The sequence below is a fragment of the Treponema sp. OMZ 857 genome (genome assembly GCF_024181085.1).
Taxonomy (GTDB): Bacteria; Spirochaetota; Spirochaetia; order Treponematales; family Treponemataceae; genus Treponema.
In genome coordinates this window covers 2475989-2491630 of the sequence record NZ_CP051147.1, presented here as the reverse complement: position 1 = coordinate 2491630, position 15642 = coordinate 2475989, and the positions used below count along the sequence as shown (strand labels likewise).

Annotated in this window: 12 protein-coding genes; 6 read left to right on the top strand and 6 right to left on the bottom strand. The window is 47.1% G+C overall.

Annotated elements, in window-relative coordinates; all coding sequences use genetic code 11:
• The first annotated feature begins 5 nt into the window (after positions 1-5).
• A complete protein-coding gene (locus E4N66_RS11155) occupies positions 6-1451 on the top strand; it encodes a TldD/PmbA family protein (protein WP_253728072.1) in 1446 nt (481 codons plus the stop codon).
• Positions 1448-2812: a TldD/PmbA family protein gene (locus tag E4N66_RS11150; RefSeq protein ID WP_253728071.1), complete on the top strand. Its 1365-nt coding sequence runs from the start codon at positions 1448-1450 to the stop codon at positions 2810-2812. The genes E4N66_RS11155 and E4N66_RS11150 overlap by 4 nt, the downstream gene beginning before the upstream one ends.
• On the opposite strand, the gene E4N66_RS11145 is transcribed toward E4N66_RS11150, so the two are convergent.
• The 3 genes from E4N66_RS11145 to E4N66_RS11135 form a co-directional block, all read right to left on the bottom strand.
• Positions 2796-3983 carry an MFS transporter gene (locus E4N66_RS11145; RefSeq protein WP_253728070.1) on the bottom strand — a complete coding sequence of 396 codons (1188 nt, stop codon included), beginning with the start codon at positions 3981-3983 and terminating at the stop codon, positions 2796-2798. The genes E4N66_RS11150 and E4N66_RS11145 overlap by 17 nt on opposite strands.
• Positions 3984-4007: 24 nt before the next feature.
• Positions 4008-5375 (bottom strand): alpha-amylase family glycosyl hydrolase, encoded by a 1368-nt coding sequence (locus tag E4N66_RS11140; protein WP_253728069.1) that lies wholly within the window; start codon positions 5373-5375, stop codon positions 4008-4010.
• Positions 5376-6071: 696 nt separating this feature from the next.
• On the bottom strand, positions 6072-6653 hold the full coding sequence (locus E4N66_RS11135; RefSeq protein ID WP_253728068.1) for a TetR/AcrR family transcriptional regulator: 582 nt from the start codon (positions 6651-6653) through the stop codon (positions 6072-6074).
• 185 nt (positions 6654-6838) lie between these two features.
• Here E4N66_RS11135 and E4N66_RS11130 point away from each other — a divergent pair, with 185 nt between their 5' ends.
• The 3 genes from E4N66_RS11130 to E4N66_RS11120 all read left to right on the top strand — a co-directional run bounded on the left by E4N66_RS11130 (position 6839) and on the right by E4N66_RS11120 (position 11728).
• The gene (locus E4N66_RS11130) at positions 6839-7579 is read left to right on the top strand and encodes a head GIN domain-containing protein (protein ID WP_253673656.1); all 741 of its coding nucleotides are present in this window, start codon (positions 6839-6841) and stop codon (positions 7577-7579) included.
• A gap of 108 nt (positions 7580-7687) precedes the next feature.
• Complete coding sequence (locus E4N66_RS11125) at positions 7688-8386, top strand: HAD family hydrolase (RefSeq protein ID WP_253728067.1); 699 nt, start codon at positions 7688-7690, stop codon at positions 8384-8386.
• Positions 8387-8482: 96 nt separating this feature from the next.
• Positions 8483-11728 (top strand): SpiroCoCo family coiled-coil protein, encoded by a 3246-nt coding sequence (locus E4N66_RS11120; RefSeq protein WP_253728066.1) that lies wholly within the window; start codon positions 8483-8485, stop codon positions 11726-11728.
• A gap of 34 nt (positions 11729-11762) precedes the next feature.
• Here the strand turns inward: E4N66_RS11120 and ispF are convergent, their stop codons facing one another.
• Genes ispF through E4N66_RS11105 form a run of 3 tightly spaced genes read right to left on the bottom strand, consistent with a single transcriptional unit; the run spans position 11763 to position 13519 of the window.
• The gene (gene ispF / locus E4N66_RS11115) at positions 11763-12236 is read right to left on the bottom strand and encodes a 2-C-methyl-D-erythritol 2,4-cyclodiphosphate synthase (protein ID WP_044013981.1); all 474 of its coding nucleotides are present in this window, start codon (positions 12234-12236) and stop codon (positions 11763-11765) included.
• A gap of 10 nt (positions 12237-12246) precedes the next feature.
• The gene (locus tag E4N66_RS11110) at positions 12247-12936 is read right to left on the bottom strand and encodes an IspD/TarI family cytidylyltransferase (protein WP_253728065.1); all 690 of its coding nucleotides are present in this window, start codon (positions 12934-12936) and stop codon (positions 12247-12249) included.
• On the bottom strand, positions 12923-13519 hold the full coding sequence (locus E4N66_RS11105; RefSeq protein WP_044013976.1) for a CarD family transcriptional regulator: 597 nt from the start codon (positions 13517-13519) through the stop codon (positions 12923-12925). The genes E4N66_RS11110 and E4N66_RS11105 overlap by 14 nt, the downstream gene beginning before the upstream one ends.
• Positions 13520-13918: 399 nt before the next feature.
• Between E4N66_RS11105 and E4N66_RS11100 the strand changes: the two genes are divergently transcribed.
• Positions 13919-15628, top strand: a complete 1710-nt coding sequence (locus E4N66_RS11100) for a methyl-accepting chemotaxis protein (RefSeq protein ID WP_253728064.1) — start codon at positions 13919-13921, stop codon at positions 15626-15628.
• The last annotated feature ends 14 nt before the right edge of the window (positions 15629-15642 follow it).

Here is a 15642-nt window from a genome sequence, read left to right as displayed (position 1 = left end):
TTTTTATGAAAGTGAATATACACCGGCTTTTGAAGGAAGCGAAGGACGCTGTCCCGCAGGCCGAGTGGATCGGATTACGGCGGGTTACCAACTATCTGACAGGGTTTTCCGCTATCGACGGTAAATTTGACGAGGCGGCCGGCGGCTCTGACGAGGGAGTTATGCTGGAGGTACTGTACAAGGGAACGTTTAGCTATGCGGCGACTGCCGACCTGAGTAGCGGCGGTATCAAACGTGCAGCGGAGCAGGCTTTTGCGGCGGCACAGGCTGCGCAGCCCTACGGCATCCATCGTTTTGACCAAACGATGCGCCCCGCCGCGCAGGTACGCTATGCCTCAAAGCGTGAAAAATTAAGCGGGATTCCCGCCGCCGAAACGGTTGAGCTCTTGTGCAGTATCTGCGATGCCGCAAAGGTTTCTTCAAAGATTATTCAGACCGCCGCTTCCTGCGAAACAGGTATCTGCGAAACCGAAATGGTTTCTACCAACGGCGCCGACATCCGGCAAACCGTTCGGTTCGGCGGCATCAGCATGAACGCTGTTGCACGTGAAGGAGATATTATCCAGCAGCGGAGCGTGCACGGACGTTCTGCACTAACTTATCAGGGCGGACGGGAATTGTTCAACCCTGCGGCGCTGCTTGAAAAGGCACGCAAGGCGGGCACGGAAGCCGTCGAATTGCTCACCGCCGAGCCGTGCCCCAACGGTAAGCGGACGCTCGTGCTAATGCCCGACCAGATGATGCTGCAAATTCATGAAAGCGTTGGGCACGCGCTGGAAATAGACCGCATCCTCGGCGATGAGCGCAACTATGCGGGCGGCAGTTTTATCACGCCGGAAGATATCGGCAACTTCCGCTACGGTTCCCCGTTGATGAACGTCGCCTTTGACCCGACCATCGCGCAGGAGCTGGCAAGCTACGGGGCGGACGATATCGGCAACGCTGCGGTAAAAGAATACCTCATTAAAGACGGCATTTTGATACGGGCGCTTGGCAGCTTGGAAAGTCAAAAGCGGTCGGGACTCCGGGGCGTTGCAAACCAGCGCGCCTGTTCGTGGAATCGCCCGCCCATCGACCGGATGGCAAACCTCAACCTCGAAGCGGGAACGAGCAGCTTCGATTCCATCATCGCCTCAATCGAAAACGGCATTCTGATGTTCTCCAACCGTTCATGGTCGATCGACGACTATCGCAATAAATTTCAATTCGGCTGCGAGTACGGCAAGCTGATCGAAAACGGCAAACTGACAAAAACCGTCCGCGACCCGAACTACCGCGGCATTTCACGGTACTTTTGGAACAGCCTCTGCGCAGTCGGCGATGAAAGCACTTTCGAGGTGTTCGGCACCCCGAATTGCGGCAAGGGCGAACCGAATCAGGTGATACGGGTAGGGCACGCAAGTCCCGTATGTGCATTCAGCGATGTTGAAGTATTTGGAGGCGGAAAATGAGTTGTGATCAAGAAATGATGTGTGAAATGGATTCCGATTTTAAATGGCATTTTGAGTCTCTTGCAGACTTTTTCTTCGATGAGCTGTTGCCTACTGAACAAGCGTCTCTAAGCTACGACGCGGAGGACACTTACTTCCTGCGGATGAATCACGCCAAGGTGCGCCAAAACGGTTTTGTGAAACAGGCTGCGGTTTCGGTTACCCTCTACAAAAACAAGAAAACCTATCGCTTTGCACAAGGGTTGAGCGGCCAGCTTGAGCAGGATAAGGAAACGCTTGCCGCAGCGTTGGAGAATGCACGCAGTATTATCGCGCAGCTTCCCGAAGACCCCTATCAGTCTATTCCCACTGCAAGTGACGATTCCGAAACAATCTATGACGGTGCGTTGCTTCCGCAAGAGATAATAGAAAAGACGCTGCTTGAGCCTGTGTCGGATTTGGATTTTGCCGGGCTTTTTTCGCAAGGGATGATATGCCGCGGGGCTGCTAATACGGCCGGTGCGCGGCACTGGTTCCAAACAAAGACCTTTACGCTCGACTATTCGATTTGGCTGAAAAATGGACGCGCGGTAAAAGGCTTGTATGCAGGGCGTGACTGGCAGCAGGCTGAATACGAAAAACGCATCGCCGATGCGCGGCAGAGTTTGCAGGTGCTTGCACTTGAACCGAAAAAAATCGAGCCGGGTAAATACCGCGTTTTTATCGCTGAGGATGCGTTGGTGGATGTCGTAGAGTTTTTCTCGTGGAACGGCTTCGGAGAGCGGGGAATGCAGCAGGGCGAAAGCGCCTATCTTGCATTAAAAGAAGGGCGGGAGCATTTTGCCGATTCCTTCAATTTGACGCAGGATTTTTCCATCGGTGTGGAACCGTCGTTTAACAGCGAAGGAGAATCCGCCCCTGAAAAATTAACCGTTATCGAAAAAGGAAAGCTCATTCATACCATCGTGAGTTCCCGCTCGGAAAAACAGTACGGTACAAAGGCAAACGGCGCCGATTCAAGTGAAGGATTTCGTTCCGCAGCTATCGGAGCGGGGTCGCTCGCCGAAGCGGATGCGCTCAAAGAACTGGGAACCGGCATTTACATTTCGAACTTCCACTACCTTAACTGGAGCGATCCAGCAACTGCCCGCGTAACCGGTATGACCCGCTTTGCCTGCCTCTGGGTGGAAAACGGAAAAATTACAGCTCCCATTGCGGATATGCGCTGGGATGAATCGCTGTACAATATGTTCGGCGCGAATCTCCTTGCACTCACCAAAGAACGGAAACTCTTTGTAGAAACAAGCACCTACGAAGAGCGCGCAGTAGGCGGCTGTCTCTTGCCCGGTATCTTGGTCAAGGATTTTAACTGCACGCTGTAGAAGTTGCCGTTTTTGTGAGCATTTTTTCGTGCATAAAGATCATCACAATTAAAATCACCGCCAAATAGAGCGGCATCAATGCGACACCGATATGATTTGCAACCAACCCGAAGATCGGCGGCATCAGACAGGTTCCGGCATACGCGGACGCCATCTGGACCCCGATCATCGCTTGAGACTTATCTTTTCCGAATTGTGCAGGTGTCGCATGGATAATCGAAGGATAAATCGGTGCACACCCCAAGCCGATAAGCCCTAAACCGAGCAGGGGCAGTACCGTTGTTTTTCCGAACGAAAGGAACAGCAGCACAACACCTGCGCCGATGCCGCTTTGTCCAAGCCGAATCATCTGCGTATCGGTTAATTTGAAGGTTAAAAATCCGCTCAAAAATCTCCCCGCAGTAATACCGATAAAAAAGAGGCTGGCAAGTCCTGCGGCCTCTTTTTCCGGAAGCCCTCTGTGTAAAACCAGATAACTGCTTGTCCATAAATTTGCGGTTTGCTCCACAGCACAGTAACAGAAAAAGGTAAGCATAATTTCTTTTGCACCGGGAATGGCAATCACCTGTCTTAGGGGGAGCGGCGGCGCTTTTACATCCTCATCCGTAGTGCCATCTGTTTTCGCTTGCTTATTCCAAAGCGGCAGACTCACCAGTAGTACGGCGGTTAAGCAGGTTTGTAGCACCGCAATATATCGATAGCCCATATTCCACGGCTGACCGCCGGTCAGAACAGCGCCCATAATGTACGGACCTATTGAGGCGCCTATCCCCCACATACAGTGCAGCCAGCTCATGTGCCTGCTGGCATAATGCACTGCTACATAATTGTTGAGAGATGCATCAACACTTCCGGCACCGAGTCCGTATGGTATCGCCCACAGGCACAGTGCACTATAGGAATGGCTGACCGAAAAACCGAAGAGTGCCGCTGCTGTTATCAAAACACTGAATGCCGTTACTTTTCCGGCACCGAAAATCTTTGTCAACCGGTCGCTTTGGAGGCTGGAAACAATAGTCCCGCCTGCAATAATCATAAAAATAGCACCGGAATAAGACACAGGGACAGAAAGCTCCCGATACATCGCCGGCCATGCGGAACCTAACAGAGCATCCGGCAGTCCAAGACTGATAAACGCTGCGTAAATGATTGCGAGCAATATATGTATCATAATTTTTTCAGTATACTGCCTTGATCACTTCTTGCGCAATATCAGTATCGAACACGGAGGCATTTGCAGTCCTTTTAACGCATCGGAATGATAGACTCTTCCATCCGTCAGGCTCTCATACTCACCCGTCGGGATGGTATGCAGCGAAACAAAGCTTTGAGCAAAATCGGAATTGGCGATAATCAATAGTTGTTCTTCGTTGCACTTACGCCAAAAGCCGAATTGCCGGTTTGCAATAAACTCCTGCCGGTACGACCCGCGCTGTAAGGCGGGATGCTGTCCGCGTATCTTTGCAAATGTTGTAATCGAGGTGCGGATAAACCCTGCATCAAAACCGGGAGCAGTAAAATCAGGAAGCTCACCGAACGGCGGGAGCGGCGGACGCAGTTCATAATCGCAATTATGGCTCCGAACCCCTCTGATGCCGTATTCACTGCCGTAGTAAATGGACGGAATACCGGGAATGGTAAAAAGCAGTCCGTATAAAAGATGGATATGCTGCTCCGGCTTGTTGAGCGTACTGACCGCGCGGTTTACATCGTGGTTGTCCACAAAATTATACAATGCACTGTCCCTGTACATTCCTCTTTCGCTATTGTATTCCCTGTCCAAATTATACGAAAGCTCATACATATTCTGATCATTCAAACACGACCAGAGCGCTTTATAAATTTGATAATTTATTACCGAATCAAGCCTGCCGTTCCGCGTCCATTCGGCATAGTCGCCATGCACCACCTCACCCATCAGCCAAAAATCCGGCTTAATACTTCGGCAAAAATCCCCCAGTGCATCAAGAAAGTTTTTACTTAACACATCCGCCGCATCAAGCCTGAGTCCGTCTATCCCAAATTCTTCAATCCACATTTTTACCGCACCAAAAAGATGCTCCCGCACTGCGGCGCTATCGCCATTCAGCTTGACCAAATCCTTACAGCCGGCCCAGCCTTCATACTCAAAGCAATCCCCTTGCGCACTCCGCCGGGAAAAATCAAGATTGACATACCAATCCTTATAGGCGCTGCCGTACCCATGCCGCTGAATATCCTTAAACGCAAAAAAATCCCGCCCCGTATGATTAAACACCGCATCCAGCACCACCGCAAAGCCCTTTTCGTGGCACAGACGGCAAAACTCCTTAAACCGCTCATTATTCCCCAACCGGCGCTCCACATGGTAATAATCCACCGTATCATACCCATGCGCCGTTGACTCAAACACCGGTCCAATCAGCAGCGCATTACACCCCAACGCCCGAATCTCATCCAACCGCCCCGCCAGTTTCTCAAAAAAATCCCCCGCCGGACACGCAAAGTCATTCCGCTTAGGACAATTCCCCATCCCCAGCGCATAAATATGATAAAAAACCTTATCTGAAAAAACTTGAGACATAGACACCTCCGTCATTTGTTTTATTTTTTTAGTTTTGGGCGGCTTTTTGCTTCCAGCAAAAACCAGGCTTTTCGGGGTTCCGCCTCTCGGCTCCATTCCTTCGGAACGGCTTCGCCGCCCCTACAATCCTTTCCGCTGTTGAACAGTGTACATCCTTGTACACTGTTCAACGACAAGTTTTTCTCGCGAAAAACTTGCTGCTGCATGGAACCACCGCCGTCCGTGGCGGTTCTGAAATGTACATCCGTGTACAAGCTAATGCGTGAGTTTGCTTGCAGCAAACTCACTTCTGACTACTATCACCGCCATCCATGGCAAGTTCAAAAATTGACATCCTTGTCAATTTTTGAACGCGAGTTTTTGCTGTGCAAAAACATCGCTTCTGTTTGCAACCACGGACATCCCTGTCCGTCCTGAACTCCTTGCCGTAAGCCTTTTGAAAAGAGACGGTGTAGCTACAAGGAGATAGCTGAAAATAAAGCGGAGGCGTATCTATGATACGTTGAGCATTTATTTTCAGCGTACGACGCAGTAGATGCGCCGTATATTTTCAAAAGTCCCTTTCCGTAAGCCTTTTGAAAAAAGACGGTACAGATACGAGGCGCGAACACAAATTAACCGCAGGCGTATCTTTGATACGTTGAGGATTAATTTGTGTGCAGCAACGAAGTAGATGCGCCGTATATTTTCAAAAGGTTAAGCGACGCCGTAGACAAAACTATGCACAATCCGATAAATCGTTTGATCATCTCTAGGCAGTTTGTTCTGCGCACACAGCAGTGCTACCGAAATAACATTATTGTGGAACAAGATTGAGTACAGCTCCTCTTTCCCGCGCATATTGCCGAACTCGTTTGCGGATTTTATAAAAAATGCTGCAAATACCGAATCAAAACGCTGTTTTAACGGCGCGTAGACAGCCTCGGTTTCCGCATTGCCGGGTGCATTTAAGAGTACGCTGTGCAGATTAAAAAAGGCGGGGTACGCAACTGCAAAATCAATCGCTGCGGTCAAAATGCGTGTTAGGCTTTTCAGAAAATCGTGCTCGTACACTGCCGCATCACTCAAACGATGCAATAGCTCCGCGCCTTTGGTATCCGCTATTGCCTGTAAGAGTCCCTGCTTGCTTTTGAAAAAATAGTACAGGGTCGGTTTTGTAATACCGGCGTTATCACAAATTTCCTGTACACCAACTCCCTCATATCCTTTTTGAGAAAAAAGACGAATGGCTGTGTTGAGAATTTCATCTCTGCTGTTATCGTTTGTTGTACTATTCATATTATATACCGACTGGTATATAATATACCGAACGGTATATGAATTGTCAATACCTAACGGAAAGTCTATCCCCTATTCTGCAGGATTGTTAAAAAATGGTCTGATGCGTTTACCCTGTTGCGTTAACACGGTTTTTGTCTTAAAGTATTCTGCAGACAAGAAATTTATCATAATAGGATTTTTTTATGAATAAAATAAAAATCAGTATTGTATGCATTGCCCTTACCGCATTGCTTCTGTTTACCGCCAGCAGCTGCTTTATCGTAGTTAATGGTCGTGTCCGTGGAAATGGAACGTTGAAAACGGAAAGCTTTTCTCGAAGTAATTTTGATTCCGTTTCCATCAGTGGCGATTGGATGGTCGATATACGACAGAGTGAAACTTTTTCCGTTACCATTGATGCTGATGAAAATCTCTTCAACTATTTATATGTAGATGTTTCTAATAATATCTTGCATATCGGCTTTCAGCACGGATATGTTATCGGGTGCTCGAACTGCAAAGCTATTATTACCATGCCGGTCTTAATACAATTAACAGCCTCCGGTTCGCTTACCGGTACCGTTTCATCATTCAATATACCCGGACGTACGATGTCGGTAGTTGTTTCCGGATCCGGTGATGTTGTTGCACGTGATATTACCGTAAAAAAATTAAAGCTGAACATATCCGGTTCGGGTTCTTTTGGAGCAACAGGGAAAGCTCAAAGTTTAGAGGGCAGTATTTCCGGTTCCGGCAATATAAAAACGACTCGTCTGGAAACCGAAGATGCCGATATTTCCATTTCCGGCTCCGGTTCTGCAAAAGTATGGGTTACGACGTTTTTACGAGCCGATATCAGCGGTTCAGGTTCGGTCGGTTATAAAGGCAATCCTCTTATGATTGACCGCCGAATATCCGGTTCGGGCAGCATATATCCTCTATAGGGTTCGCAGCAAAGGGACGAAAAAGAGACTGAAATGAAAACAACTGAGGCTCACACACGTTCTTTTTTATGAATGGACAGGGTGTAATCGGTACGGTATAATAAAAAAATGATTGTAAGCAAAATCCCCGGCATTGAAGCTATTGCATTCGATATAGACGGTACGCTCTATCCCGCATGGAAGCTGACGCTGCGTGCTGTTCCGTTTTTTATCCGCCATATCCGTTTTATGAAAGCTTTTGGAAAAGTCCGCCATATTTTACACGGATATAGTTCATCTGATCCGGATAAAGTGCTGCCGGATTTTTTCAATGTGCAAAATGAACTATTGGCAACTCATCTTAATATCTCCCCGCAAGAAGTAGGCGATTTTTTAGACAGAGAAATATATAAGGGGTGGAAAAAGAAATTTGTGCGTATTCGTCCGTACCCTTTTGTAAAAGAAGCGATCATGCGATTAAAAGAGGCAGGGTTTAAAATCGGTATTCTATCGGATTTTCCGCCCGAACAGAAAGGTTCCGTATGGGACATTCTTCCGCTCTGCGATGTTGCGCTGGATTCCGAAGCGCTTGGCGCTCTTAAACCTTCCCGTATCCCTTTTCTTAAACTTGCCGAAGCCTTGAACACGCCGTGCGAACGGATACTGTATGTCGGGAACAGTAAAGCGTATGATGTCGCAGGCGCTTCTTCAGTCGGTATGAAGACCGCTTATATCGAAAATCCGCTTGTTTCATTGTTCAGAAAAAAACCGCCGTATGCTGATATTTCCTTTTCAAACTATCGTCAATTCTTAAACTATGTGCTATAATATAATAGGTAGGATAATTTTAAAAACCGCTGTTTTTAGATGTGTCCGATCTATTCATTAAAACAGAATTTATTTTAAGTAAGGGTGGAACTTAGAATGTCAATGCAACTTTTGGCCTCCGCGATAACGCTTATGCTTTCTCTGATGCTGATTCTTTTTTTTCGGCAAATGGATAAAAACAGCCGTTCGATAGAAAAAGCAAAAAAATACGGCGACCGTGTTAAAGATGAAATAGAAGGGTTTGTTAAGGAACGGACGCAGAATTTGCGTGATGCGGCGATCGAGCTTGACGCAAAACTATCACAGGCGATTGCGGCTGTTAACCGGCTCGATTCCATATACAACGATTTTATGAAAAAATCCGATGTGTTGACTGCCCGTTCATCATCCATCGATGCAATAGAAAAAAATGTTGCAGGGGCGGAGGAGACAATTAAGACTGTTATGGATATGGCTGCCCTTGCGGAAAAAAATCTTGCACGGGTCAGTCAGGAATCAGACTTTGTCGATTCGCTTGCAAAAAAAATTACGGATGCACGGAGTGAATTGAATCATATTTCAAAACTGATGCCCGAAATGCAGGATAGCTTTTATAAGCAGAATCGTGAACATCTCCAGATGCTTGAAGAACAGCTTACTGCGGGTTTTAATAATACCATTAGCGCTTTTGAAAATAGGGTTACCGGCGCAGAGAAAAAAAGTGCGGAATTGCTCGAGGTAACCTCAATCCAATTGAATGACCTTTATAAAAAGGCGTTCACCGAGGCGAGTAAAAAAGCTCAAAACCTTGGCGATGAATCTTTTGCTAAACTGCAGACCCAGATGGAACTACAGATGCAGCAGTATAAGGCAGCGCTTGATGACCGTTCTGCAGCGCTTGAAGCGGAGATCACTGCCGGCATGACCGAAAATAAAGCGCTTGCCGAAAAGTTTAAACAGGATTGGCAAGAAGAAGCTGATAAACTTGAAAGCGCACTGCATTCGCAGTTCAGCGCTGCTGAGATTGCATTTACGCAGCGCATCACAAATCTTGAAAAAGGATTGGAGAAAACCGAGGCGGATATGCAGAATACGAACCGGCAGCTTGATTCGCGCCTTACCGAGTTTGAAACGGGATTAAATGCCCGCCTCGAAAAGACCGCTGCAAAGGCTGCTCAAAGTATTACCGCGCTTTCTCAGTCGGCAGATACAAAGTTTGCCGAATATAAAAAACAAGCAACCTACTATTACGAAAAATTTGATAAGTCCATTGCCGGTATCGATAAGCTTTCTGCCGAAATGGAAAAGGCACAAGAGTCGGTGAAAGACCGGCTTTTGCAGGACTTCGGAAAGCATACCTATACCATGCAGGAAAAATATAACGGCTTTGAAAAACATTTTTCCGAACGGGCAAATGCGCTTGCCGGTAGACTTCAGGAGATAACCGAACAGCTGAACGTGCTGCGTGAGGAATCTCAAGCCGCGCTTTCCGAAAAGCTGCGCCTCTTTGAAACCGATTTTTCAAGCGAATTGACCCGCCGCAGCGATGCGCTCAGCGGAGATATCCAAAAGCTGCGGAACGATGTTACCGAACGGCTTGCACTGATGGGGTCGGAAAGCGAGTCCGCGCGTAAGGATTTGGAAGATGCGTATAAACAGGATTTAAAAGCACGGCTTGCGCAGACGGCAGAGGAATACAAGGGACACTTTGCCAAATTCAAAGAAGATATTGCCGCAATCGAAGAGGGAATTGCCAAGCGTATTACGGCAAGCGATGAAGCGCTGCTCGCCTATAACACTCAGTTTAAAAATATGATGGATCAGACAAAGGAAAAAGCTCAAACATATATGCGCAATGAGCTTTCCGGTCTCAAGCTTGAACTGCAGGAATCGATGCGGCAGCAGAGTGTTGAAGTTGAAAATGCTACAAAAGAGGTAAAGAATTGGCTTGATACGGTTAAGCAAGAATCAGGCGGACAGCTTGATGCGGCTAAAACCGATTTTGAAACATGGAAGGCTCGCATCGACCAACAGTTGGCAGAGATGCGGGCTACGGTAGACGAAAAGGTTGCGAATTTTACCGCATCGACGGAACGGGCTATCGAAGGCATCGGCTCAAAATACACCTCGTACTATAAAGATTTCAGCGTGAAAAGCGATGAAGCGCTTAAACTGATGCAGCAGAGAATCAATGATCTTAATGCAAAGGTGCAGAGTGCCGAAGAAGAATTTTCTGCACAGGTGCGCAGCGTTACCGAAGCCTTTACGCGTGATGCCGAACAGGTTACGAACGAGCTGGATAAACGGATCAACAACGCGACGGGGGAAGCAAATCATTCGCTTGACAACATACGGGAGCTGGTACACGGTCTTCGCAGCGAAGTGGAAGAAACGCAGCATGATTTATTCGAAAAGATACGGCGCGATTCCGATCAGCTGACCGAAACCGTTGAAGAAATCGATAAGCGGCAAAATGCCTTTATTACGCAGACACGCGTGTTTGACCGTGCGGACGAATTGAAGGCCGACTTGGAACAGAATATCGAAAAGCTGAAAGCGGAAGTTACCCGTTTTGAAATCTACCGCAATACAATGGATGACCTGAATTTGAAATACGAAAAGGTAACCCATCTCGAAGAGGAAGCGACACAAAAAATCGCCCGATTTATGGGTGAACGTAAAAACATTGAAATTTTGGAAAATGACTTTGCAAAACTGACGGTGCTTTCCGAATCGATGGATAAAAAACTTGTTGAGCTCGCTTCGGCTGATGATGAATTACAGCGCTATCAGGTGCAAATTCGGCGTATCGAAGAAAGCATTGCCGATGTGAATACCCGCTATGACCGGTTGGAGAAAAAAGGTACTGTGCTCGACCAAACAGTGCAGAGTATTGATGCCGCCTTTGAAGATTTAAAGACGGTTGAAAAAGATATTAAGTCGGTACAGAGTAAGCTCTACACCATTCCGCCGGAATTGCAAGATATTCAAGAAAAGATGGAATATCTTATTTCCAATCAGGAAAAAGCGGAGAAGGCGCGGGAGCAGCTTGATACCATCGATGAATTGCTTGGAGAGCTTGAGGGGCGTATTGAAAAACTGCACAATGCCCGCGAATGGCTTGCCGGCACCGAGACTCGCTTACAAGATATATCGAAAAATTCGGAAAACCAGCTGAAGCTGCTTGCGGATTTGGTTAAAACTGAAAAGCCGGTCAACAAGACGGAAGGCTCAACAGCAGTGGGTACTCGTGAGAATGTGTTGAAGCTCTTTAGAAGCGGATGGACGCAGGACGCTATTGCCAATGCCCTCAATCTATCGCAAGGAGAGGTACAGCTCATCCTAGAGCTTGCTGAGAAATAAGCTGACGCCTAAACGTGATGGTGCGAGAGCGTGTTTACCGCGAAAGAAGACAAGTGCACCACACGGCGGCGGCTGTACCGCTGCCGATAACGCCGACCCCCTCACCGGTTTTTGCTTTGACAAAGATCTGATCGATTTCTACCGATAGAATTTCCGCAATAGACCGGCGGATTGCCTCGCGGTACGGCAGAATTTTCGGCTTTTGGATCGCAATAACGCAATCGGCGTTTTCAAGCTGCCAGCCTGCTGCCCGTACCCGTTCCCACACTGTTTTTAGGAGCATCCGGGAGTCGGCATTCTTCCACTGCGGATCATTCGGCGGGAAAAGCTCGCCGATGTCGCCAAGACAAGCGGCTCCGAGTAGGGAATCCGCAAGAGCATGGAGTAGCACATCTCCGTCTGAATGCCCCGCTTCTCCTTTTTCAAAAGGAATATGAACCCCGCCTAAGATTAATGGCCTGCCTTCTACAAGGGTGTGGAGATCATAACCTAAGCCAATTCGTATCATAGTGTCTTCCTTAAAGGTCTTCTCGATAAGTGATTTTTTTGTTTTCCCGCGATCCGGGGCAGATGTAAACAGTTCCGCAATATCGTGCGTAGATTTCGCTGTCGTCCGTGTAGATGTTGCCGTCGTTGCAGGCTTGGCGGTGTGCGTAGAGCAACGGTTCAAAGCGGAAGCCTTGCGGTGTTTGTACGGCGGCGAGCCGGCCTCTTTTAAGGTGCCGGATAATCTTTCCTGTTTCGTCTACTTCTTTTTGTGTATCCGTTACGGATATGGCAGGGACTGCCGCTCCGTATTGTTCGGTTGCCGTTAATACCGAAGTAATCACTTCGCCGGAAACCCACGGCCGCGCTCCATCGTGTACCAGTATACAGGTTATGTTTTTATCCGCAAGCGCTAACAGCCCCTTGTACACCGACTCCTGCCGGCTTGTTCCCCCTTCAACGATATGAAGACTATCTCGATGTGCATCGAAAAAAGAGGAAAGCCGTGTATCGGTACTCAACAGCGAATAGGCTGCTTCAACTTTGCCCTGCGGCACGGTTATGACATAACGGCCAAAGCATCCTGCAGATACAAAAGCGTAAAGACAGGCGGACAGTACCGATGTATGCGTATCGGAAGGTAAGGGAAGAAATTCTTTTTTTTCTCCAAAGCGTTGAGAACTTCCGGCAGCTGTAATTAGAACGGCATTATTCGTCGTCATCGAAATCGTCTTCGTCGTCTATATCATTCATACCGTCGTCAAATATATCAGTATCAACTTGATCCTGTTTTTCGACAGGAGCGTTTTTACTTAAAACCTCCAGATATGAATGAATCATCGCTTCAATTTCCGACTTCGGTTTTTGCAGTGCATAAGAAAGCTCATCGTAAAAAATGCGATATGCGGAATCGTATAATTTACGCTCTTGGATAGGAAGTTCTTTTATTTTACTGCGGTGGTAAAGTGAGCGGACGATGGATGCATTGTCTAAAATGCTCCCCGTTTTGAATAAATCGAGGTTCATTTGATACCGCATCTTCCAATCACTGGGGATGGGGTCAAACTTTTCGGATAAAAATGCCAGTGCAGCCTGCGCTTCATCGGCAGAAACGATCGTTCTAATACCTAACTCGGTCGCCTTGAGTGCAGGCACAAGAACCGTCATGTCGGATTCATCAAAGTAAATGACGTAATACGTCAGCATTTCATCTTTGAATTTTTTTTCGCTGATTTCGACGATTTCTCCGACACCTTGACCGGGATATACAACCCGTTCTTTCACTGTAAATGAACATTCAGTCATATGCTGGTGTTATAGCATAAAAAAAGGCTTTGGTCAAAGGACTCTGTAGGGGAAACGCATCAGGCCGTTTTTTTAACATCCCCGCGGAAAAATTGAGACTATTCGACCAGAGCTGCCAAGGATGGCAGTGGTTCCATATAGTAGCGATGTTTTGTACACGCACAAAACTCGCCTTCAACTGATGTACATGGATGTACAACAGTTGAAGATGGTTCAAATGGTCGTCCAACCTCTATTCTTCTGCGATTCTTATTTATTTGTCTGATGCGTTTGCCTGTTTGCTGGAAAAATGTGTAAAATTTTATCCAAAATTTTACACAGCAAGGAAGGTAAACGCATCAGATTGTATTTTAATCTATCGGTGATTATTGTCCGATACTTATACTGAGGCCTATTGTTATGAACATAAAACTGAAAATCGGGATATTATCGGGCATACTGGTGTTGCTATTGCTTATCGCAGCCGGAACTTTTCTGCAAATTTCAAAACCGGCTGATACGCTTGAACGTCAGATTGTACAACTGGTAGGTTACGAACGTAACATGCTTTATGTACGCGGTACTGTTTACCGTTACGGTGTTGCCGGTGTACATATCCCTTCTTCTGTCATTGGTGCTTTAAGTAAGTACGAGCCGGCGTTAGTTGCCGTGGAGTATGCCGCAGAAAAATACACGGAAAAGGATGCTGCATTGCGGAGCAGCCTTTCGAGGTATTTTACTTCTGCTCGCTCAATAAATGCAGAATTTACCACGCTGATTAATGATTATAACCAACTGGGTGCGGCAAAGCCGAAACCGTTTGATGAAAAGAAGTTGGAAACAATTGAAAAGCTGATCAGCACTCATGTTAATGAGTTTGATGCGGTATCCGGTGCATTAGAGAGCGCCGCCGGCCGGTATCGGAAACAGGCAGCAATTCTTTCGGGGATATTGATTTCGGTAACATGGCTGTTAGGTCTTTTTGTTACATGGGCATTGGTACAAACTATTTATACCATCCTGCTTGCCCGTAATGCAAAAAAGCGGATTGTGCTGAAAGCGGGGCCGAAAACTGTTGCTTCCGAGCAAAGATTGCCGACCGATTCGACCGGGATACAAAATAAGGCGGATAGTAAGAGCTTATATACCCGTGAAACGGATGTAGAAATAATCGATGAGGGAGGTGCTTTGAAAACCTACGGATCGTCTGATACTGCATCGCAGCGACGGCTTGCTTCCGGTGCAGCGTCTTTCTGCTCGCCTCAATCGGAAGGGGCAATACAACCGGCACGTTTCACGTTCGGCAACCGCGAAGCAGGAGCTTTTGCAGAATCGGAGGGCGCGGCTGCATCGTGGGGAACAAAAAATCGCACTGATATGGAAAGCCGCTTTGCTGGCAGTACGCAGTCCGATATAAAGAATAGCGCTTTTGCTGAAAAACAAGCAGCCCTTCTTGAGCGTAATACTCAGCTGGAACAAAATCTTACCGATCTTCAACGCAGCTATGATTCACTGGAAAAGAAGCATACCGATCTGCAAGCAACATATAAAACGATGCAAGTGACAGCAGAGAAAGCGCGCGATGGATATCATCATTCGGCAACTCAGATGAAAGAAATTCTTTCTTCGGTACAGCAAACTGCTGAAAATCACCGTACTGATTCCGAAACGGCAAAAAAGTTGGTGGAAACATTTAAAACCGGCCATCAGCTGTTCAAAACAACCCATGAGCATCTGCAGTTTATCATCCAAAACGTTTCAAAAATTCAAGAAATGTCTGAAATTATCGAAAGTATTGCAGAACAAACAAAGATGCTCAGTATGAATGCAGCAATTGAAGCTGCGCATGCCGGTGATGCCGGTAAAGGCTTTGCCGTTGTTGCGGAAGAACTGAGCCGGCTTGCGGCTGCCGCATTGGAAAGCTCTCACGATATCGGCGGAACCATAAAACACGTAGTAACCGTCATTACGGGCATTGGAGCCACCAGTGATGAACTTGACCAATCTTTTGAAAAAATCCACTCGCAAACGGACGCTATTTATACCTCGCTGGTTGACTTTTCATCAATGATTGAAAAAACCGGCGACGAGGCAAAAACGGCTTTAATGCACTTTTCTACCTTAGAATAGATGTTTTTGAAATT